21 protein-coding genes are annotated in these 17,660 nt (G+C 69.3%); 13 read left to right on the top strand and 8 right to left on the bottom strand.

Features of this window, described 5'->3' with window-relative positions:
- Positions 1-78: 78 nt before the first annotated feature.
- Both DMP23_RS42160 and DMP23_RS42155 read left to right on the top strand, forming a co-directional pair.
- Complete coding sequence (locus DMP23_RS42160) at positions 79-762, top strand: papain-like cysteine protease family protein (protein WP_337824275.1); 684 nt, start codon at positions 79-81, stop codon at positions 760-762.
- Between the two features lie 9 nt (positions 763-771).
- On the top strand, positions 772-1,554 hold the full coding sequence (locus DMP23_RS42155) for a hypothetical protein (protein ID WP_337824274.1): 783 nt from the start codon (positions 772-774) through the stop codon (positions 1,552-1,554).
- Here the strand turns inward: DMP23_RS42155 and DMP23_RS42150 are convergent.
- On the bottom strand, positions 1,541-2,476 hold the full coding sequence (locus tag DMP23_RS42150) for a helix-turn-helix transcriptional regulator (protein WP_337824273.1): 936 nt from the start codon (positions 2,474-2,476) through the stop codon (positions 1,541-1,543). The two genes, DMP23_RS42155 and DMP23_RS42150, sit on opposite strands and share 14 nt — an antisense overlap.
- 47 nt (positions 2,477-2,523) lie before the next feature.
- On the opposite strand from DMP23_RS42150, the gene DMP23_RS42145 reads away from it, so the two are divergent.
- Positions 2,524-3,222 carry a hypothetical protein gene (locus tag DMP23_RS42145; RefSeq protein ID WP_337824272.1) on the top strand — a complete coding sequence of 233 codons (699 nt, stop codon included), beginning with the start codon at positions 2,524-2,526 and terminating at the stop codon, positions 3,220-3,222.
- On the opposite strand, the gene DMP23_RS42140 is transcribed toward DMP23_RS42145, so the two are convergent.
- Complete coding sequence (locus DMP23_RS42140) at positions 3,174-4,082, bottom strand: LysR family transcriptional regulator (protein ID WP_337824271.1); 909 nt, start codon at positions 4,080-4,082, stop codon at positions 3,174-3,176. The genes DMP23_RS42145 and DMP23_RS42140 overlap by 49 nt on opposite strands.
- 107 nt (positions 4,083-4,189) lie before the next feature.
- Here DMP23_RS42140 and DMP23_RS42135 point away from each other — a divergent pair, with 107 nt between their 5' ends.
- Positions 4,190-4,579 carry a hypothetical protein gene (locus DMP23_RS42135; RefSeq protein WP_205670168.1) on the top strand — a complete coding sequence of 130 codons (390 nt, stop codon included), beginning with the start codon at positions 4,190-4,192 and terminating at the stop codon, positions 4,577-4,579.
- Positions 4,576-6,150: a multicopper oxidase family protein gene (locus DMP23_RS42130; RefSeq protein WP_337824270.1), complete on the top strand. Its 1,575-nt coding sequence runs from the start codon at positions 4,576-4,578 to the stop codon at positions 6,148-6,150. Before DMP23_RS42135 ends, DMP23_RS42130 begins: the two co-directional genes overlap by 4 nt.
- On the opposite strand, the gene DMP23_RS42125 is transcribed toward DMP23_RS42130, so the two are convergent.
- The 3 genes from DMP23_RS42125 to DMP23_RS42115 form a co-directional block, all read right to left on the bottom strand.
- Positions 6,147-6,668: a hypothetical protein gene (locus DMP23_RS42125; RefSeq protein WP_337824269.1), complete on the bottom strand. Its 522-nt coding sequence runs from the start codon at positions 6,666-6,668 to the stop codon at positions 6,147-6,149. The genes DMP23_RS42130 and DMP23_RS42125 overlap by 4 nt on opposite strands.
- Before the next feature lie 88 nt (positions 6,669-6,756).
- Positions 6,757-7,425 carry a response regulator transcription factor gene (locus DMP23_RS42120; RefSeq protein ID WP_337824268.1) on the bottom strand — a complete coding sequence of 223 codons (669 nt, stop codon included), beginning with the start codon at positions 7,423-7,425 and terminating at the stop codon, positions 6,757-6,759.
- Positions 7,426-7,467: 42 nt separating this feature from the next.
- Positions 7,468-8,673: a sensor histidine kinase gene (locus DMP23_RS42115; RefSeq protein ID WP_337824267.1), complete on the bottom strand. Its 1,206-nt coding sequence runs from the start codon at positions 8,671-8,673 to the stop codon at positions 7,468-7,470.
- Positions 8,674-8,821: 148 nt separating this feature from the next.
- On the opposite strand from DMP23_RS42115, the gene DMP23_RS42110 reads away from it, so the two are divergent.
- The 5 genes from DMP23_RS42110 (at position 8,822) to DMP23_RS42090 (ending at position 13,637) form a co-directional block, all read left to right on the top strand.
- Positions 8,822-9,328 carry a hypothetical protein gene (locus DMP23_RS42110; RefSeq protein WP_037816974.1) on the top strand — a complete coding sequence of 169 codons (507 nt, stop codon included), beginning with the start codon at positions 8,822-8,824 and terminating at the stop codon, positions 9,326-9,328.
- On the top strand, positions 9,325-10,374 hold the full coding sequence (locus DMP23_RS42105; RefSeq protein WP_337824266.1) for a peptidoglycan-binding protein: 1,050 nt from the start codon (positions 9,325-9,327) through the stop codon (positions 10,372-10,374). Before DMP23_RS42110 ends, DMP23_RS42105 begins: the two co-directional genes overlap by 4 nt.
- On the top strand, positions 10,371-11,066 hold the full coding sequence (locus DMP23_RS42100) for an ABC transporter ATP-binding protein (RefSeq protein WP_337824265.1): 696 nt from the start codon (positions 10,371-10,373) through the stop codon (positions 11,064-11,066). Before DMP23_RS42105 ends, DMP23_RS42100 begins: the two co-directional genes overlap by 4 nt.
- 469 nt (positions 11,067-11,535) lie before the next feature.
- Positions 11,536-12,741 (top strand): ABC transporter permease, encoded by a 1,206-nt coding sequence (locus DMP23_RS42095; RefSeq protein ID WP_134667265.1) that lies wholly within the window; start codon positions 11,536-11,538, stop codon positions 12,739-12,741.
- A gap of 257 nt (positions 12,742-12,998) precedes the next feature.
- Positions 12,999-13,637 carry a helix-turn-helix transcriptional regulator gene (locus tag DMP23_RS42090; protein WP_337824264.1) on the top strand — a complete coding sequence of 213 codons (639 nt, stop codon included), beginning with the start codon at positions 12,999-13,001 and terminating at the stop codon, positions 13,635-13,637.
- Between the two features lie 7 nt (positions 13,638-13,644).
- Here the strand turns inward: DMP23_RS42090 and DMP23_RS42085 are convergent, their stop codons facing one another.
- Positions 13,645-14,268: a response regulator transcription factor gene (locus tag DMP23_RS42085; protein WP_337824263.1), complete on the bottom strand. Its 624-nt coding sequence runs from the start codon at positions 14,266-14,268 to the stop codon at positions 13,645-13,647.
- Positions 14,269-14,409: 141 nt separating this feature from the next.
- On the opposite strand from DMP23_RS42085, the gene DMP23_RS42080 reads away from it, so the two are divergent.
- From DMP23_RS42080 to DMP23_RS42070, 3 genes are all read left to right on the top strand, one after another.
- Positions 14,410-14,985: a TetR/AcrR family transcriptional regulator gene (locus tag DMP23_RS42080; protein ID WP_037816986.1), complete on the top strand. Its 576-nt coding sequence runs from the start codon at positions 14,410-14,412 to the stop codon at positions 14,983-14,985.
- A 74-nt stretch (positions 14,986-15,059) separates the two neighbouring features.
- Positions 15,060-15,773, top strand: coding sequence for an ATP-binding cassette domain-containing protein (locus tag DMP23_RS42075; protein ID WP_037816989.1), 714 nt, complete (start codon positions 15,060-15,062; stop codon positions 15,771-15,773).
- Complete coding sequence (locus DMP23_RS42070; protein ID WP_337824262.1) at positions 15,770-16,504, top strand: ABC transporter permease; 735 nt, start codon at positions 15,770-15,772, stop codon at positions 16,502-16,504. Before DMP23_RS42075 ends, DMP23_RS42070 begins: the two co-directional genes overlap by 4 nt.
- On the opposite strand, the gene DMP23_RS42065 is transcribed toward DMP23_RS42070, so the two are convergent.
- A complete protein-coding gene (locus tag DMP23_RS42065; RefSeq protein WP_337824261.1) occupies positions 16,501-17,070 on the bottom strand; it encodes a hypothetical protein in 570 nt (189 codons plus the stop codon). The two genes, DMP23_RS42070 and DMP23_RS42065, sit on opposite strands and share 4 nt — an antisense overlap.
- Complete coding sequence (locus tag DMP23_RS42060; RefSeq protein WP_337824260.1) at positions 17,067-17,600, bottom strand: hypothetical protein; 534 nt, start codon at positions 17,598-17,600, stop codon at positions 17,067-17,069. Before DMP23_RS42060 ends, DMP23_RS42065 begins: the two co-directional genes overlap by 4 nt.
- Positions 17,601-17,660 lie beyond the last annotated feature (60 nt).

Raw genomic sequence — 17,660 nt, 5'->3', positions numbered from 1 at the left:
GGAGTGGGCGAGCACACAGTGATGCTCGGCCGGGGCCTCCCGGCGAGCTCCCTTCCCCGTCTGGCACAAGGAGATTCGATGGATTACCGACCCACCCGGAGGACAGTCCGGATCACGGCGGCGACCGGGGCAGCCGCGCTTGCCGTGGCGTTGCTGCCGGGCACCGCGCTGGCCCAGTCGACCAACGACGCGCACCAGCCGAACGGCCTCATCAAGACCGCCACGCACACCCAGGTGCGCGAGGTCCAGCCGGTCGGCGGCGGCCTGCGCGCCGCGGCGCTGCCCGTGTCGAAGCAGCTCGAATACAACCAGCAGGTGCAGGAAAACGACCAGTGGTGCTGGGCGGCGGACGGCTCCAGCATCGAGCAGTCGCAGGGCGGCACCGCGTCGCAGGCCGAGTTCTGCGCGGCGGGCAAGGGCACCCAGGCCGGGTACTGCCCGAACGAGGGCGGCCAGATCTACGAGATCGTGCAGGGCTTCCAGGGCACCGGGTTCTCCGCGCAGGACGCGAACGGGCCGATCAGCTACTCGTCGATCCAGAACCAGGTCAACTCCGGGATCCTGAACCTGACCGGCATCTACTGGACCTCCGGCGGCGGGCACGCCGAGGTGATCTACGGCTACGACAGCTCGAACCAGTCGCTGATGGTCGGCGACCCGTGGCCGAGCTACGAGCGGTACCAGACCTGGGACTACAACCAGTACCGCAGCAACGCCCAGTTCACCTGGAACGACACCATCGTCAACATCAAGAAGGGCTGACGAGCCGCCATGGGTGAGATCTGCCGGAAGTTCGCCGCCGGCGCGGCGATCGCGGTCGCGGTGCTCCTGTCCGCCGGTCCCGCCGAGGCCGCCGGGGCCTCGTGGGTCGCGCCGCCGTCGGAGCAGGACGTCGCGGCCGCGGTCAAAGCCGCGGAAACGACGCGCGCGATCAGTTTCGCCAAGTCGAACTTCCGGCAGGTCGGGCACGCCGATCCGGGCCGGATCACCCTGGAGCACAAGGGTTTCCCGGTCTACACGCTCAACCCGGACTTCGTCGCCGACAAGCCGGGAGCGCCGGCCGGGGTGCTGCGGGCGATCGCGGTGACGGCCACCGCGGCAACCGGCGCGAAAGCCACCCTCCGCGCCGCGCCCGACCACGCCGCGCCGACCGGCTGGTCGGTCGGGAACGTGTTGTCCGGCAACGACGAGGAGGCGCTGAGCGCCCGGCTGCGCCCGGGTTCGGTGCTGCTGAACGAACCGCAGATCAACGGGTGGTACGACCTCGGCCGCGACGGCGTCGTGCTGCTCCAGGCCAGCCTTCCGCAATCACCGGTCGGCCAGTTCATGCCGATCGCCGAGTACCAGCAGCAGGTGCACTCCCGGTACGCCGACAAGCAGCCCGGCTCGGATTACCAGCGCGGCGGCGGGCTCGGGTTCAAGCAGACCCTTCAGCGCGACACCGGACCGGCCGGTTCGCTGGTCGTCGGGCTGATCGTGCTCGGCTCCGCGGTGGTGCTCGGCGGCGCGTTCCTGGGGTGGCGCTGGAGGAAGCGGCGGATCAGTCCCAAATGAGGTCGACCCCGGCGATGCCCACGCCGAGTTCCTCGAAGTAGGCGCTGACCGTGTTCCCCGGTCCGCAGAACAGCGGCTCGCGAACTAGCAGTTCCAGGTCCTCCCTCGGCCGGACGGTCCGCAGGCAGCGCGCGGGCAGCGCGGCCGGGTCGAAGCGCAGCCGCAGCAGGTAGGCCGACATGCGGGAGCGCACGACCCGGTGGAAATTCCCCGGCCGGACCGAGGCGGCGGGACGCAGGGTGAACCCGAACGTGTGCGTCTCCCCCTCGGCGAGGCCGCGGTCGAAGAGCAATTCGAACACCATTCCGGCCGACCGCGCGCTGCGCCGCACCCGCCCGACCCGGCAGCCGTCGACCGCGATGATCTCGGTCGCCGTGACGTCGCTGCCGTCCTCGTCCTGGTGTGTCACCAGGAAGCTGTCCGGACCGGATCTTCGCGCGCGCACCACCATGGTCGACGAGATCTCCTCGGTCCGGCCTTGCGCGCCGAGCGTCAGCACGTCGACCACCGTCGCGACGTCCAGGTCCGCGTTCTCCTCGACGCCGGGCGTTCCGCTCAACTCGTCGCGCAGCGCGAACGTCTCCGCCCAGCTCTGCTGGAGTTCCGGCAGCGACGGCCTGCGGTCGGCGTCCGCGCTCCGGTGCGGTCCGATCAGCACCACCAGACTGTCCGGCGGCAGGTTCAGCACCGACTCCAGAGCGCGCACGACGTCGAGCGACCGGGGCGCGGACGGGCTGCGCAGCCCGCGCTGCCAGTAACTCAGCGTGGACTCGGCGACCGACACCCCGTGCGCGGCGAGATGCGCGCGGAGCCGCGACAGGGACAACCCTCGCCGGTCGACAGCCTCGGACAACGCACGGTGAAACGGGCCGGACCGGACTGTTCGCGCCGACCACCGGACCGCCAAGCTCTGCTGCTGCATCTGGCTTCCCCTGCTCGTGCCGAATAGCTGTTCAGCATGAGCAGTTCGTGAGCGAGCAACAACCGTCCATGGTCGAGAATCGGACAAATCACCCCGCTTGCGCGGGCTTAGCGGTCCTCGAGATCGCGCCAGACAGCCGCCAGAAGGCGCAACTGCTCGTCGTCCAGCCGGTCGAACAGACCGCGGCGATCTACCGGCAGGCGGCGCGGGAAGCCAGGTATCCCTGCTTCGCACAGGGCATGCTGGAGAACAATCGTCAGCGCGGCAAATGCCTGCTGCTCTCCCGGCCCGCCTTCGAAGCGCAGGTGCCGCCCGGGCCGGCGCTGGAGGTGGGCAGTCCGGCGGAGCTGATCAAGAAACTGCCTGCCTGCCCCGAGTTCCAGGGACTGAACCGGGCGTTGATCCAGCTCGAGTTCGGCGGCATGCCGGAGCAGGAGCGCCTCGCCGCGATCGAACGGCTCGGCGCCGAGGTCGCCCCGGTCTGCGGCGGGAGATCGCGTCGTGAACGAGCTGCGGGCGGTGGTCGGCAACGGGAGCCCGAGCCGGCCGACCACGACGATGGGCTGGCGGACGTCATCCTGGAAACGCTCGGCAAGCTGCTCCCCTTCCAGGCGCTCACACTGCCGGTCGCGATCTTCGCGTCCAGCGGGGATTTCGACGGAACGGTGCTGTTGAATCCGCGCGTGCACGGGAGGATTCAGATCGCTTTCGAGTCCGCGGGCCGGTACCTTCCCGTGCCGAAGTAGTCCATCGCGAACTCTGTCAACCGTTGTGCCGCAGCGGAAAGGTACGCGTCCGCACGCTGCACCACGGTCAAGGTCCGATAGCAATCCGGAGCGTCCAGCTCCAGCCCGACGGCCGCCTCGTCCTTGGCGGCCTGTCGGGCGACCTCCGGCACCAGCCCGATCCCCAGCCCGCTCGCGATCAGCTGGCCGGTCGCGCCGGGTTCGTCGCTCTCGCAGGAGTAGTTCGGTTCCAGCCCGGCTTCGGCGAAGAGGCGGTCGGAGAGGGTGCGCGGCCAGTAGCCGGGGCGGGTGGTCACCATGGGCTCGTTCGCGAGGTCCGCCATCCGCACGCGTTTGCGCCGCGCGAGCCGGTGCGTGCTTGGCACGGCGAGAATCACCTCCTCGCGCAACAGTTCCCGCGCTTGGAGGCAGGGCTGCTGCAGCGGCTGCGAGGCGAAGCACAGATCGACCTCGCCCGCGCACAACTGCTGCGCCATGGTTTCCGCCGAGGATTGGTACAGCCGCAGTTCGACGCCGGGGTACTCCGCGCGGAAGGCGCTCATCAGGCCGGTGACGGTGAGCAGGGTTTCCGACGCGACGGCGACCCGGCCGTGGTCCAGACTGGCCAGATCGACGAGTTCCTGGCGGGCGTCGTCGAGTTCGCGCAGGGCCCGGTCGACGCGGCGCAGGAACGTGGTGCCGAAGTGGTTGAGCCGCAGCCCCCGTCCGGCGCGCTCGAACAGCGGCACGCCGAGATCCGCCTCCAGCCGTGCGATCGCCCGGCTCAACGACGGCTGCGCGATGTGCAGCTCGGCCGCTGCCTGGCTGAGGTGGCCGCGGTAGGCGACCGCCTGGAAGTAGCGCAGCTGCAGCAGGTCCATCTCATAGCTCCGAGGTCATGAGTACATGGCGATTTTGGTCTTGGACGGCATGAGAAGTTCAGCTTAGCGTCTGAACGGGGGAATTCTTACGCGCACTAGGGGGAACGGTGGCCGAAGCGGCCCGGACACGCGGGCGGACGTTGCTGGTGGTGATGCGGGTTGTCGTGACGGTGCACGCCGTCGCGATCCTGGGTCAGCCGGTGTTCGCCGGACGGTATTTGATCGGCGACTACAGCATGCTGGCAATGCACGAACTCGGCGCGAACATCGTGTCGACGGTCGCGCTCGTGCAGCTCGTGCCCGCCGCGCTGTACTGGTGGCGCGGCGGCGTCCAGTGGCCGTTCTGGGCGAGCCTGCTGCTGGCCGGCGGCGAGACCGCGCAGTACTTCGCCGGGCAGGCCGGTGCTCTTGACCTGCACATTCCGCTCGGCGTCGCACTGGTCGCGATCGCGCTCGGGACGCTGTTCGGCATCTGGCGGACTGGAGCACGGCGATGAGCGGGATGTCGCGCCGCCGGTTTCTGGGGCTGGCGGGCGGTGCCGGAGTAGCGCTCACAGCCGGGTTCGTCACCCCGCGGTTGTTGCGGCCGGCCGCAGCCACCGGCGAACTGCTGACCAGCGAAGTACCGCTGCCGCAACCGTTTCAGGTTCCGTTGCCGCTGCCGCCGGTGCTGAACCCGGTCTCCCGCGACGGCGGCGTCGACCGGTACGAGATCGTGCAGCGGGCCAGCACCGCGGAGATTCTGCCCGGACTGCGCACGCCGATCTGGGGTTACCAAGGCATTTTCCCCGGCCCGACGATCGAGTCTCGCAGCGGCCGGACCACGATTGTCCGGCACCGCAACGAACTTCCGGTCCCGACCTTCGTGCATCTCCACGGCGGGCGCACGCCACCGGAGTCCGACGGCTACGCCACTGATCTCGTCCTGCCCGCCGACGGCCGGTATCTCGGCGGTGCCGGGCACGGGCATTCGGGGATGGCCGACCCGGACGCCGTCGTCACCACCGGCACCCGCGAGTACACGTATCCGTTGCAGCAAAAGGCCGCGATGCTCTGGTATCACGACCACCGGATGGATTTCACCGGACCGGCCGTGTACCGCGGACTCGCCGGACTGCACCTCGTCCGCGACGCCGAGGAAGACGCGCTCCCACTGCCGCACGGCGAGCGAGAGATCCCGCTCATGATCACCGACCGCGCGTTCGCCGAAGACGGATCGATGCGATACCCGTCGTTGGACCCTTCGTTGCGAACCGTGCCGGGAGTGGAAGACGCTTACGCAGCAGGCGTTCTCGGCGACGTACTGCTGGTGAACGGCGCGCCGTGGCCGGTCGCGGAAGTGTCGGCGACCCGGTATCGCCTGCGATTCCTCAACGGTTCCAACGCTCGCCGGTACGATCTCGCCCTCAACCCGCCGCCGCCGAGCGGACCCGCGTTCACGCAGATCGGGTCGGATCAAGGCTTGCTCGACGCACCGCGCGGCCACGACCATCTGCCGATCGCGCCTGCCGAACGGTACGACATGGTGGTCGACTTCGGCGCTTATCCGGTGGGTACCGAGGTCACGCTGGTCAACCGTCTCGGAAACGGGTCCACCGCACAGGTAATGCGGTTCCGCGTCACCCGCCGGGCGAAAGACGACAGCCGCATTCCGGCGAAACTGTCCGAAGTGGAGCGACTCGACCGGGCACAAGCGACGGTGACCCGCGAGTTCGCGTTCCGAAGTGGACAGTTCAACGGCAGGCACGGCTGGACCATCGGCGGCGAGACCTTCACCCCGACGAAGATCGCGGCTCAGCCGAAACTCGGGGACGTCGAGATCTGGCGGTTCGTCGCGGATCTGCACCATCCGATCCACCTGCATCTGGTGCACTTCCAGGTGCTTTCCCGCGGCGGCAAGGATCCCGCGCCGCACGACGCGGGCCGGAAGGACACTGTGGACCTTCGGCCCGGCGAGGCGGTCGAGGTGATCGCGCGGTTCGACGGGTACCGCGGGCGGTACATGTTCCATTGCCACAACGCCGAGCACGAGGACATGGGGATGATGGCCACGTTCAAGACCGTTTAGCCCGGTCGCAACCAGGTTTTCACGCGTCGGCCGGTCGCGAACGCGCACACCAGCAGCGGCAGCACCCAGTCCGCGTCGATCAGGAAGAACGAGACCAGAGACGCGCCGCCCGGGTCGAGCACCCGGCTGCCGTCGATCGGCACGAACGCGACGACCATGGCGACCGCGACCACCAGCAGTCTGCTGCCCGCGCCGAGCAGCACGAGCGTCCGGCCGAGCGGGTTGCGCAGCGCCAGCAGCATCGCGCCGGCCAGGCAGCACACTCCGCAGAGGACCTGGCTGACGAGTCCGCCGAGCATGCTGACCGAAAGGGTGCCGTCGTCGGCGGGCACGTACATCGCGATCAACGACAGCGCGTCGACCGGGTCCCAGCGGCCGCTCGGCTGGACGGAGTCCACTGTGGCGGACGGCCAGATCAGGAACACCGTTTCGCGGACGGCGACCAGTACCGCGAATGCGATCGCGAGTGCCGCGCCCGCCGGTAACCGCCTTGTCCGCTCGACCGTTCGCTCCGCCACCAGGCCCCTCCTTCGCCGCCGAGGCGGCAAACCTAGCCCGGCGTGGAGGGGACCGGTCCCGGAACGTCCGTGAAGGACCGGCGGCGGGCTAGGCGGGCGTGGCGGCCAGCCGGTATCCGGCTCCGGCGACCGTCTCGATCACCGGCGGCGAGCCCAGTTTCCGCCGCAACGTCATCACGGTGACCCGCACCGTGTTGGTGAACGGGTCGGCGTGCTCGTCCCACGCCTTTTCCAGCAGCTGCTCCGCGCTCACCACCGTCCCGTCGGCCCGCATCAGCACCTCCAGCACTGCGAACTCTTTCGGCGACAACGGCAGGAAGCGACCGTCGCGGGAGGCCTGGTGCCGGGGCAGATCCAGGACCAGACCGGCCGCCTCCAGCACCGGCGGCAGCGCCGGACGCGCCCGGCGGGCCAATGCGTGCACCCGGGCGACCAGCTCCGCGAAGACGAACGGTTTGGTCAGGTAGTCGTCCGCGCCGAGGTTCAGTCCTTCGATGCGGTCGGTGACGTCGGCGGCCGAGGTCAGCATGAGGACCCGGGTCTCGCCGCCCGCGTCGACGATCGCCGCGCAGACCTCGTCGCCGTGCACGGTCGGCAGGTCCCGGTCCAGGACGACGACGTCGTAGGAGTGCACGGCGACGCGTTCGAGGGCCTCGCCGCCGTCGTAGCAGACGTCCACCGCGATGGAATAGCGGCGCAGCCCCTCGGCGATCGAATCCGCGAGGAGCGGCTCGTCCTCGACAATCAGTACCCGCATTCGATCATCATGCCCTGAACGGCGATAAAGGCGAGATAAGGATCAAGCAGGCAGCCGCACCTCGACCGTCAAACCGCCGTTCGGATTCGCCCGCGCCGACACGTCCCCGTCGTGCGCGCGGGCGACCGAACGCACAATCGACAGCCCCAGTCCGGAATGGTCCGCCGCGCCGGTGCGATCCGGTTTTCCTCGTCGGAAGGGCTCGAACAAGCCCGCGACCTGGCTTTCATCCACATTGGACCCGGAATTGCGGACGCTCAGCGCGGGTGTCGCGCCGATGGTGATCGAGACCCAGCCGTCCGGGATGTTGTAGCTGATCGCGTTGCTCACCAGGTTCAGCACCAGGCGTTCGAGCAGCACGGCATCGCCGATCACCGTACGCGCGCGCAGCCGGGTCTCCACGGTCACGCTAGCCTCTTTGGCTTGCGCGGCAGTGAGTTTCACTACGGAACGGACCACTTTGTCCAGTCGCACCGGAGCCCGGGCACTCAGGCCGCGATCACTGCGCGCGAGCACCAACAATCCCTCGATCAGCCGTTCGCTGCGTTCGTTGGTCTGCAGCAAATGCGCGCCCAGTTTGGTCAGCACCGGTCCGGCGTCGGGGTTTTCCAACGCGACTTCGATCAGCGTCCGCTGCACCGCGAGCGGAGTGCGCAGCTCGTGGGAAGCGTTGGCTACAAACCGTTTCTGGCTGTCGAACGAACCGGCGAGACGGTCCAGCATGCTGTCGAAGGTGTCGGCGAGTTCCTTCAATTCGTCACGCGGACCGTCGAGGTTGATCCGCTGATCGAGCTTCCCGGCTTCGAGCCGCCGCGCGGTCGAGGTGATCGTGTGCAACGGCCGCAGTGCGCGTCCGGCCATGAACCAGCCGAACAGCAAGGCCAGCGCCGCGGTGACCACCAGCGCGATCGCCGACGCGAGGACCAAAGTGGACATTGTCGAGCTGCGGTAATCGGTAAGAACGGCAGTCGCCACTTTCTCCGCGGAAGCGGGGACGGTCTGCATCGGGATCGTCGTCGCCTCCATCGGGACCGATTCGACGTCGGCGGCGACCTGGCTCAGTCTCAGCGAGGCTCCGTCGCCGAGATACTGCGCGGGCGCGGGCAGTTCGTTGCTGACGACGGTGTAGGTCACCACCACCAGCACGAGCCCGGCCAGCAGGAAGAACCCGCCGTACAGCGCGGTGAGCCGGGTCCGCACGGACAGCCGCAGCGGCCCCCGGCGCGGGCCTGCGCTCTTCTCGGCCAAGGGGTCCTCCCAGGTCGTGGCTGCCGACAGTCTGTCCTATCCAGGCATAAGGAGAGGATAAACAAGATCGCTTAACGAGCCTGTATCGCCGCGTCGGTACTACTGGGCCACCGGCGGGAACGACCCGCCCGAGCGAAGGAGAATCCCGATGCGGAAAGCACGTCTGGCGGCTGTCGGAGCCGGATTGGCGCTCGCGCTGCTCACCGGGTGTTCGTCCGGGGAAACCGCGCCGCAGGTGCCGTCGATCTCCAGCCCGAAGGCAAGCCCGCAGCAGGACGCCGCCGCCGGAAAAGCCGATCCCGCGGCGGACCGGGACGCGATGCGCGCCTACGCGAAATGCATGCGCGAACACGGCGTCGACACACCGGATCCGGGCGAAAACGAAGCCCCGACCATCAACTTCTCCAACGATCCCAAGACCATGGCGGCGCTCGACGCCTGCAAGAAGTTGCTGCCGGGCGGCGGAATGCCGAAGAAGCTGACGCCGGAGGAACTGGACAAGGCCCGGAAGGACGCCAAATGCATGCGCGAGCACGGCGTCGACATGCCGGATCCGGACGCGAACGGCGGCGCACAGGCGCTGCCGATGAAGGACGACGGGACCAAATTCGAGGAAGCGCTCAAGGCGTGCGGAATGGGAATGGCCGGAAAGTGACCGGGAAACGAGGACGCTGGTTCATCGCCGCGGGAGCGACGGTCGTCGTGCTCGGCACGACCTCGGCGGTCGTGCTGACCCACGTCGCCTCCGGCGGCGAACCGGCCGCGGCGGCGAAGCCGGTGGCGACCGCCGAAGTGACCAAATCGGACTTGAAGGAAGAGGAGAACGCGACCGGGAAACTCGGCTACGGCAAGGAATCTGCCCTGAGCGGCAAGAAGAACGGCACGGTGACCTGGCTGCCCGGCCGAGGCGACGTGCTCGGCCGCGGCAAGACGGCGTACACAGTGGACGCCAAGCCGGTGCCGCTGTTCTACGGAACTCTGCCGTTCTATCGCGTGCTGAACGACGGCGTGGACAAAGGACCGGACGTCAAAGAGCTTGAAGAGAACCTGAAAGCGCTGGGATACGGCGGTTTCGGCACTCCGGACGAGAAGTTCACCTCCGCGACCGCGACCGCGCTCAAACGCTGGCAGAAATCGCTCGGGTTGGCGCAGACCGGGACGTTCGATCCGGCCGACGTCGTGCTGGCCCCCGGCGAGATCCGGGTGTCGTCGGTGACCGGCCAGCTCGGCGGCCCCGGCGCGGGCGAGGTTTTCAAGTACACCGGCACGGCCCGCGTCGTGGAGGCCGAACTGGACGCGACCAAGCAGAGCGTCGCGGTCAAGGGCGCGAAAGTGTCCGTCTCGCTCAACGGCCGCACGCTGACCGGCACGATTACCGATCTCGGGAACACCGCTGCGGAGGACAAGGAAACCGGCAAGGCGAAGGTCACTGTCCAGATCCAGGTGGACGACCCGGCTGCTGCCGGAGACGTCGTCGATGTCCCGGTATCGGTGCGGTTCACCAAGGAGGTCCACCAGGACGTGCTGGTGGTCCCGGTCGGCGCGCTGGTCGCGCTCGCCGAGGGCGGATACGCGGTCGAGATCGACGAGCAGGGCAAGCGGCGGCTGGTCGGCGTCGAGACTGGGTTGTTTTCGGGCGGGCAGGTTGAGGTCAAGGCCGCCGGTCTGCACGCGGGCCAGCGGGTGGTGACCACGTCATGATCCCCGTGCTGGCCGCGTATCGGGTGTCGCGCACCTACGGCGGAAACGTGCCTGCATTGCGGAATGTCTCACTGTCCTTTTCGGACGGCGAGATGGCGGCGATCGTCGGACCGTCCGGTTCGGGCAAATCCACGCTGTTGCAACTGATGGGCACGCTCGACCGTCCGACGGAAGGCCGGATCGAGATCCGCGGACACGACGTCGCTCAGCTGTCCGACCGCAAACTCGCCGCACTGCGCTCGCGGTGGATCGGGTTCGTGTTCCAGCAGTTCTTCCTGGACGACGGCGAGACCGCGGTGAACAACGTGTGCGGCGGCCTGCTGTACAGCGGAGTCCCGAAACGAAAACGCCGGACGCGAGCGCTGGAGGCCCTCGACCGGGTCGGGCTCGGACATCGCGCCGGACATCTGCCAGGCGAACTGTCCGGCGGCGAACGGCAGCGAGTCGCGATCGCCCGGGCGGTCGTGAACACGCCGCCGATCCTGCTCGCCGACGAACCAACCGGAAACCTCGACACCGGCAATGGCGCGGCGGTGCTGTCCTTGCTCGCGGAACTCAATGCTGGCGGCACCACGGTCGTGCTGATCACGCACGACCGGGAGATCGCGGCCGGAATGCCGCGGCGAATCGAGATCCTCGACGGGGAACTACGCCTCGACACTGGTGCGGCCGACCTGGCGGTGCCGCAATGACCGCGCCCGGGCCGGGTCGGCTCGGTGCTGCCGACCTGCCGCACGTCGCTGCCGACCGCAAACTCCACCCCACCACCGCACCCGGCAAGGGCATCCCAATGACCGCACCCAACCCGAAACAGCCCCACCCCGCCAACCCGCCGCACACCCGCCGACACCACCACCGCCCCGGCCGGAGCACCGCAATAACCGCACCCAGACCGACGCAGGCGGACCCCGCCGACCCGCCGCACACCCGCCGACACCACCACCGCCCCAGCCGGAACGCCGCAATAACCGCACCCAACCCGAAACAGCCCCACCCCGCCAACCCGCCGCACACCCGCCGACACCACCACCGCCCCGGCCGGAGCACCGCAATAACCGCACCCAGTCCGAACCAGCCCGACCCGCCCCGCACCAAAGCCCCGCACACCCCTGCCGACAGCAGACCCCGCCCCAGCACAACCCACCCGGCAGGAGCACCCCAATGACCGCACCAGCCCCACCCAGCCCAACCCGGCTCGGTCCTGCCGATCTGCTTTCCCTCGGCGCGCACGGAATGCGCACCCGCCCGCTGCGCGCGATGCTGTCCGCGCTCGGCATCGCCATCGGGGTCGCGGCGATGGTCGCCGTGCTGGCCATTCCGGCGTCGGCGGACCAGGCACTCCAGGACAAGCTCGCCGCGATGGGCACCAATCTGCTCCGCGCCGAGGCCGGGCAGACGCTCATGGGCGGTTCGGCGAAGCTGCCCGACTCGGCGGTCCCGATGGTGCGGCGGATCGCGCCGGTCGAGGGGGCGGTGGAGGTCGGCAAGGTCAACGCCAAGGTGTACCGCAACGACCGGGTCGGCAAGGACGATTCGGCGGGCGTTTCGGTGTTCGCCGCGCGGCCGGATCTGCTGCCGGTGCTCGGCGGGAAGGTCCGGACCGGGACGTTCCTCGGTCCGGCGAACCAGCGCTTCCCGGCGGTCGTGCTCGGCTCGGAGGCGGCGTCGAGGCTCGGCATCGACCACCTCGATCCGGCGCGGCCGCCGCAGGTCCTGATCGGTTCGGCGTGGTTCAGCGTCGTCGGGATTCTCGCGCCGATGCCGCTCGCGCCGGAGGTCGAACGGTCGGTGCTGATCGGCTGGGACGTCGCCAAGCAGGTCTTCGGCTTCGACGGCCATCCGAGCACGGTGTACCTGCGCGCGCGGGAATCGCAGGTCAACGCGGTCCGCTCGGTGCTCGCCGCGACGATCAACCCGGCCGCGCCGAACGAGGTGGCGGTCGAGCGGCCGTCCGACGCGCTCGCCGCGCAGCAGCTGACCAAGAACACCTACGGCGCGCTGTTCCTCGGCCTCGGCGGGGTGGCGCTGCTGGTCGGCGGCGTCGGCGTGGCGAACACGATGGTGATCTCGGTGCTGGAGCGCAGACGCGAGATCGGATTGCGCCGCGCGCTCGGGGCGACCAGGGGCCAGGTCCGCGGGCAGTTCCTCGCCGAATCGGTGCTGCTGTCCGGGTTGGGCGGGCTCGTCGGGGTGGTGCTCGGGGTCGGCGCGACCGCCGGGTACGCGCTCAGCCAGGGCTGGCCCGCGGTGCTGCCGCCGGTCGCGCTCGCCGGCGGGGTGGCGGTTTCGGCCGCGGTCGGCGCGATCGCCGGGGCGTATCCGGCGATGCGGGCCGCGCGGCTTCCCCCTGCTCAGGCGCTCGCCTGACCCGTGGTCGGCCCGCAGGACCGGATCGCGTGAACGCCACCCGGTCGTGCGGGCAATTACCACCGCTGGACTCCCGTCTAGTGCTATCGTGCAACTAAGGTTACAAGCACTAACGTTCGATTAAGTCCTTAACTGCTGCTGAGGTACCGCAGGCACTACCGCGCCCGGGCAGCGCGGGGGATCGACCTCGCGCGCTGGATCGCGGATCCTCGGCTCAGCGGAGGATGCGGCGCGGAACGACTGGTCTGTGAGCTGACATGAGCGCATTGCCCGAGCGAGTGGCGATCATCGCCAACGACCCGATCAGCGGCGAAGGAGCCGCCGCCTACCTGCGCGGCACGCCCCGGTACGCCGTGATGGCTCCCAGCGAGGTCCCGCGCGCGGACGTCCTGCTCGTGATCGTGCCGGAGGTCCGCGAGAAAACCCTGGCCGACCTGGCGCGGATCCGCCGGACCGCGCTCGTCGCGGACGTGCGCGCGGTGCTGGTCGCGGACCGGATCGAGAAGGCCGAACTGGGCAGGCTCGGCGGATTCGGCCTGTCCGCGGTGCTGTACCGCGGTTCCGCAACGCGCGAGAAGATCCTCGAAGCGCTGGCCGCCCGCGCGCCGGCGGCCGAGCCGGAAGACGTCCGCGCGACCCGGCTGACGAACGAGTTCCACACCAGCGAGGGCGAGGCCAGGTACCCGCGCGGCTTCCTCGACCGGCACCGGCTGCAGAGCCGCGAGGTAGAAATCCTCGGCCTGCTCGCGGACGGTTTCGGCACGGTCGAAATCGCCGACCGGATGGCGTATTCGGAGCGGACGATCAAGAACATCATCAGCACGCTGCTGGTGCGGTTCGATCTGCGGAACCGCTCGCACGCGGTCGCGTACGCCCTGCGGACGGGCATCATCTGAACACCCCTCAGATCGCACCGTTCCGGAGCGCGTAGGCGACCGCGTGCGTCCGGTTGCGCAATTCGAGACGCTGCGACAGATCGTGGATCACCTTCTTCACCGCGCGCTCGGAGAAGTTGATTTTCTCCGCGGTTTCCGCCGTGTCGAGGCCTTCGGCCAGCAGCCGCAGCACGTCGATTTCCCGTTGCGTCAGGCCGGAACTGTGCTTCGGCCGCGGTTCGATCGGCCGGCGGAAATGGCTGAGCAGCGTGCCCAGCGCCGCCGGGGGCAGGATCCCGCCGCCGCGCGAAGCGGTCAGCACCGCGGCGGCCAGCTGCTCGCTCGACGTGCGCTCGCGATTCAGCAGGGCGACCACGTTGCACTCCACCGCGGTCAGCACCGCCGAACCAGCCGCCTGCTCGTCGACTAGCAGCACCACCGGAGCGTCCACAGTGGCCTTGAGCCCGCGCAACGCCGACGTCACCTCCACCGACAGCAGCTCGGCCGCGACGATGATCACGTCCACCTCGTCAGTCACGACGGAAAACTCCGGCCGCGCCTGCAGCCAGCTCCGGATCCCGTTGTCGGTAAGGGGATCCGAGGCTCGAATGAGCACCCGGACCGCTGTCTCGTGCACCGCCGTCCCGTTCATCCCCGCTCCCCCCTGCCCTCCCGGTCGCCCGAACCTAAGGCCCCGGCGGGACGACCGGCGATCCCGCGCGGGGTACAGATCAGGTACAGCCAGCTGTACCGCCCATGGTCCCGCGATACTGGAGCGGACGAAAGGACGCCGATGGCACGGACGGGACGCCGCCCCGGGCAGACCGAGACGCGGGAGGCCATTCTGGCCGCCGCGCGGGACCTGTTCGGCCGGAACGGGTACGAGGGCGCGACGATCCGCGCGATCGCCGCGGAGGCGGGCGTGAATCCCGCGCTCGTGCACCATTTCTTCGGCAGCAAGGACCAGGTTTTCGCGACCGCGCTGCACCTCCCGGCCGACCCCGGCGTCGTCGTCGCCGCGATCCTCGACGGCCCTCGCTCCGAGGTGGGCGAACGTCTCGTCCGGCTGTTCCTCACCCTCTGGGAAACCCCCGCTTCGCGCGACGCGTTCTTCGGCGTGCTGCGCTCGGTCTCCACCACCGAACAGGCCGCCGACATGCTGCGCGGCTTCATCCAGGGCGCGCTGCTGGACAAGATCGCCGACGCGCTCGACATCCCGCCGTTGCGGGTCACCGGCATCGCCGCGCAGCTCGTCGGGCTCGCGATGGTCCGGTACGTCGTGCAGGTCGAGCCGCTCGCGCGGGCCGCGCACGAGGACGTGGTCGGGTTGATCGCTCCTGCCGTGCAGCAGTACGTCGACCAGGCCTGATCCGCGCTCTGGACCTCCCGCTTCCGCCCTCCCCGGCCTTGACAGCGAAATTCCGCGCGCGCAGAATTAACCGCATGATTAATTCCGCGGTGGTCATCGACGGCCTGCGGGTCGTCCGCGGTGGCCGGGAGGTGCTGCGCGACGTGAGCTTCCGCGTCGAGCCCGGTTCGGTGACCGGGTTGCTCGGGCCGAGCGGCTGCGGGAAGACCACGTTGATGCGCGCGGTCGTCGGCGTGCAGGTGACCCACGGCGGCACCGTCACGGTGCTCGGCGAACCGGCCGGCAGCCGACGGTTGCGCAAGCGGATCGGGTACGCCACGCAGGCGCCAGCGGTCTACGCCGACCTCACGGTCACCGAATCCCTGCGTTACTTCGCCTCCGTACTGGGCGCGCCGTCCCGGTCGGTGCCCGAGGCGATCGAGCAGGTCGGCCTCGGTTCGCACGCCGACGCACTGGTCGGGCGGCTTTCCGGCGGCCAGCGCAGCCGGGCCAGCCTTGCCGTCGCGTTGCTCGGCACGCCTGAACTGCTCGTGCTCGACGAACCGACCGTCGGGCTGGATCCGTTGCTGCGCGAGCATTTGTGGAACGTTTTCCATCGGCTCGCCGCCGAGGGCACCACGCTTCTGGTGTCCAGCCACGTCATGGACGAAGCCGCCCGCTGCACCCGGTTGCTGCTGATGCGCGACGGCGCGCTGCTCGCCGACGATTCGCCGGACGCCCTGCGCGCGGCCACCGGCGAACAGGACCTCGAACGCGCGTTCCTGCACCTGGTGAAGGCCCAGCGATGACCGTCTCGATCACTCTCGCCACCACTCGCCGCATCCTCGCCCAGCTGCGGCACGATCCGCGCACCGTCGTGATGCTCGTTCTCGTGCCGACGCTGCTGATGGTGTTGCTGCGCTTCGTGTTCAACTCGGCCGAGACGTTCAGCCGGATCGCGCCCGCGCTGCTCGGCGTGTTCCCGTTCGTGATCATGTTCCTGATCGCGTCGATCACGACCCTGCGCGAACGCACCGCGGGCACCCTGGAGCGGCTGATGACGCTGCCGCTGGGGAAATTCGACCTGCTCGCCGGGTACGCGCTGGCGTTCGGGCTGGTCGCGGTGCTGCAGGTGGCGGTCGCGACGGCGGTCAGCCTGTGGTGGCTGGGACTGTCGGTGGCCGGTTCGGCGTGGTCGCTGCTGCTGATCACCGTGCTCGACGCGTTGCTCGGCATGGCGCTGGGCCTGTTCGTGAGCGCGTTCGCGACGAGCGAGTTCCAGGCCGTGCAGTTCATGCCGCTGTTCGTGCTGCCGCAAACGTTGCTGTGCGGGCTTTTCCAGCCGCGCGACCAGATGGGCTGGGTGCTGCACTGGTTGTCCGACGTGATGCCGCTGTCCTACGCCGTCGAAGCGCTCACGCAGGTGACGCACAGCGCGGACTGGACGACGCCGTTGACCCGCAACATCCTCGTCGTGCTCGGCTGCGCGGTACTGGCACTAGCTCTCGGAGCGGCGACGCTGCGCCGTCGCACGCCTTAGAGCCGCCTCGCCGCCGCCTCGTAAGCCGCGCGGTTGCGGTTGAGCCATTTCTCGAAGTACTGGTCGGACTGCGCGTAGACATATCCCGGCGGCACGAACAAAACGGCGAAGACCACGAAGGTGCCGAGCCCGATAATCACCAGTTTCAGCAAGGCGTCCGGCGGGTTTCTGGACATAAAGGACAGTCCACATACGACAGCGGCTAAACAGCCCATCCCCGCTGCGGCAAAGAAAGCGCCCCGCACGTTCCCCGGCGTACGACCAGCAGGTGGACGCGAACCCGGGTTCAACGCACGTTCGGTCGCGGGCCTGCCCCGCCAGATCAAAACTCCGCCGAGCCACAGCACCGCGAAGAAAACACCGCCGCCCGCCAGGCTGAATCCTCCGGCCGCGGAATGAGCCAGCACCCCGACCAAAATCCCGCTGACGCCGAAAAGCCCGGCGAGGCTGGCCGTCATCACCCGGTAGACCCGCCGGGTGGTGACGATCGCCTGCAGCCGCGTCGTGTAGTCGCGCAGCCGTTGCTCGGGAGTATCCGCGACCGCGCGAACCTGATATCCGCTCACGGCTTCCGGACGAAACCGGCCGCGCGGAGCCGCTCGGTCTCGCGGATGTCGAGGTGCGTGCGCACCCCGCTCCCCACCGTGGTGTCTCCGTTCAGCACCCCGAGCGCGATGATCACGAACCCGAGCGTGCGGATCAGCATCGCCCAGCCCGCCTTGCCGAGCCCGATCCGGCCGCCGTCGCGGAGCCGGACCAGGCGGATCCCGTTGAAGAGCGCGCCGAGGCCGCGTCCGTTGCCGTAAAACCAGCCGTACAGCAGCGGCACGACGATCAGCCCCGCCACCCCGATCACGCTCGCCCCGACGGCGGCGTCGAAGGCGTTCGACTTGAAGTAGTACGCCACCGCCGCGGCCGCCGACAGACCGGTGACCAGGAGGAAGTCGACCAGCCACGCCCAGAGCGTGGAAGCGGTGCGCGCCTCGACGTACAGGTCGCCGTTCTCGAACGCACGAATCCGCGCCGCCGCGCCCTTGCCGAGAACGGGTTCGGCCTGCGCGCGGAGGCGGGCCATGACGTCTTGCTCAGTCTTCACGCCACACTGACGCCGCGCGCGAGCCGCGGGTTCCCCTGGCGAACGTAAATCACCCTCGGC

Origin of the sequence: Amycolatopsis sp. A1MSW2902 (genome assembly GCF_017312175.1) — a bacterium.
GTDB lineage: Bacteria > Actinomycetota > Actinomycetes > Mycobacteriales > Pseudonocardiaceae > Amycolatopsis > Amycolatopsis nivea.
This window is presented reverse-complemented; position numbering and strand designations above follow the sequence as displayed.

Excerpts from the sequence above, each read along its gene's own strand:
- DMP23_RS42090 (WP_337824264.1), top strand. The coding sequence starts at position 12,999 with ATGAGCGCATTGCCCGAGCGAGTGGCGATCATCGCCAACGACCCGATC.
- DMP23_RS42080 (WP_037816986.1), top strand. The coding sequence starts at position 14,410 with ATGGCACGGACGGGACGCCGCCCCGGGCAGACCGAGACGCGGGAGGCC.
- DMP23_RS42085 (WP_337824263.1), bottom strand. The coding sequence starts at position 14,268 with ATGAACGGGACGGCGGTGCACGAGACAGCGGTCCGGGTGCTCATTCGA.
- DMP23_RS42075 (WP_037816989.1), top strand. The coding sequence starts at position 15,060 with ATGATTAATTCCGCGGTGGTCATCGACGGCCTGCGGGTCGTCCGCGGT.
- DMP23_RS42140 (WP_337824271.1), bottom strand. The coding sequence starts at position 4,082 with ATGGACCTGCTGCAGCTGCGCTACTTCCAGGCGGTCGCCTACCGCGGC.
- DMP23_RS42150 (WP_337824273.1), bottom strand. The coding sequence starts at position 2,476 with ATGCAGCAGCAGAGCTTGGCGGTCCGGTGGTCGGCGCGAACAGTCCGG.
- DMP23_RS42160 (WP_337824275.1), top strand. The coding sequence starts at position 79 with ATGGATTACCGACCCACCCGGAGGACAGTCCGGATCACGGCGGCGACC.
- DMP23_RS42100 (WP_337824265.1), top strand. The coding sequence starts at position 10,371 with ATGATCCCCGTGCTGGCCGCGTATCGGGTGTCGCGCACCTACGGCGGA.
- DMP23_RS42110 (WP_037816974.1), top strand. The coding sequence starts at position 8,822 with ATGCGGAAAGCACGTCTGGCGGCTGTCGGAGCCGGATTGGCGCTCGCG.
- DMP23_RS42070 (WP_337824262.1), top strand. The coding sequence starts at position 15,770 with ATGACCGTCTCGATCACTCTCGCCACCACTCGCCGCATCCTCGCCCAG.
- DMP23_RS42155 (WP_337824274.1), top strand. The coding sequence starts at position 772 with ATGGGTGAGATCTGCCGGAAGTTCGCCGCCGGCGCGGCGATCGCGGTC.
- DMP23_RS42120 (WP_337824268.1), bottom strand. The coding sequence starts at position 7,425 with ATGCGGGTACTGATTGTCGAGGACGAGCCGCTCCTCGCGGATTCGATC.
- DMP23_RS42130 (WP_337824270.1), top strand. The coding sequence starts at position 4,576 with ATGAGCGGGATGTCGCGCCGCCGGTTTCTGGGGCTGGCGGGCGGTGCC.
- DMP23_RS42095 (WP_134667265.1), top strand. The coding sequence starts at position 11,536 with ATGACCGCACCAGCCCCACCCAGCCCAACCCGGCTCGGTCCTGCCGAT.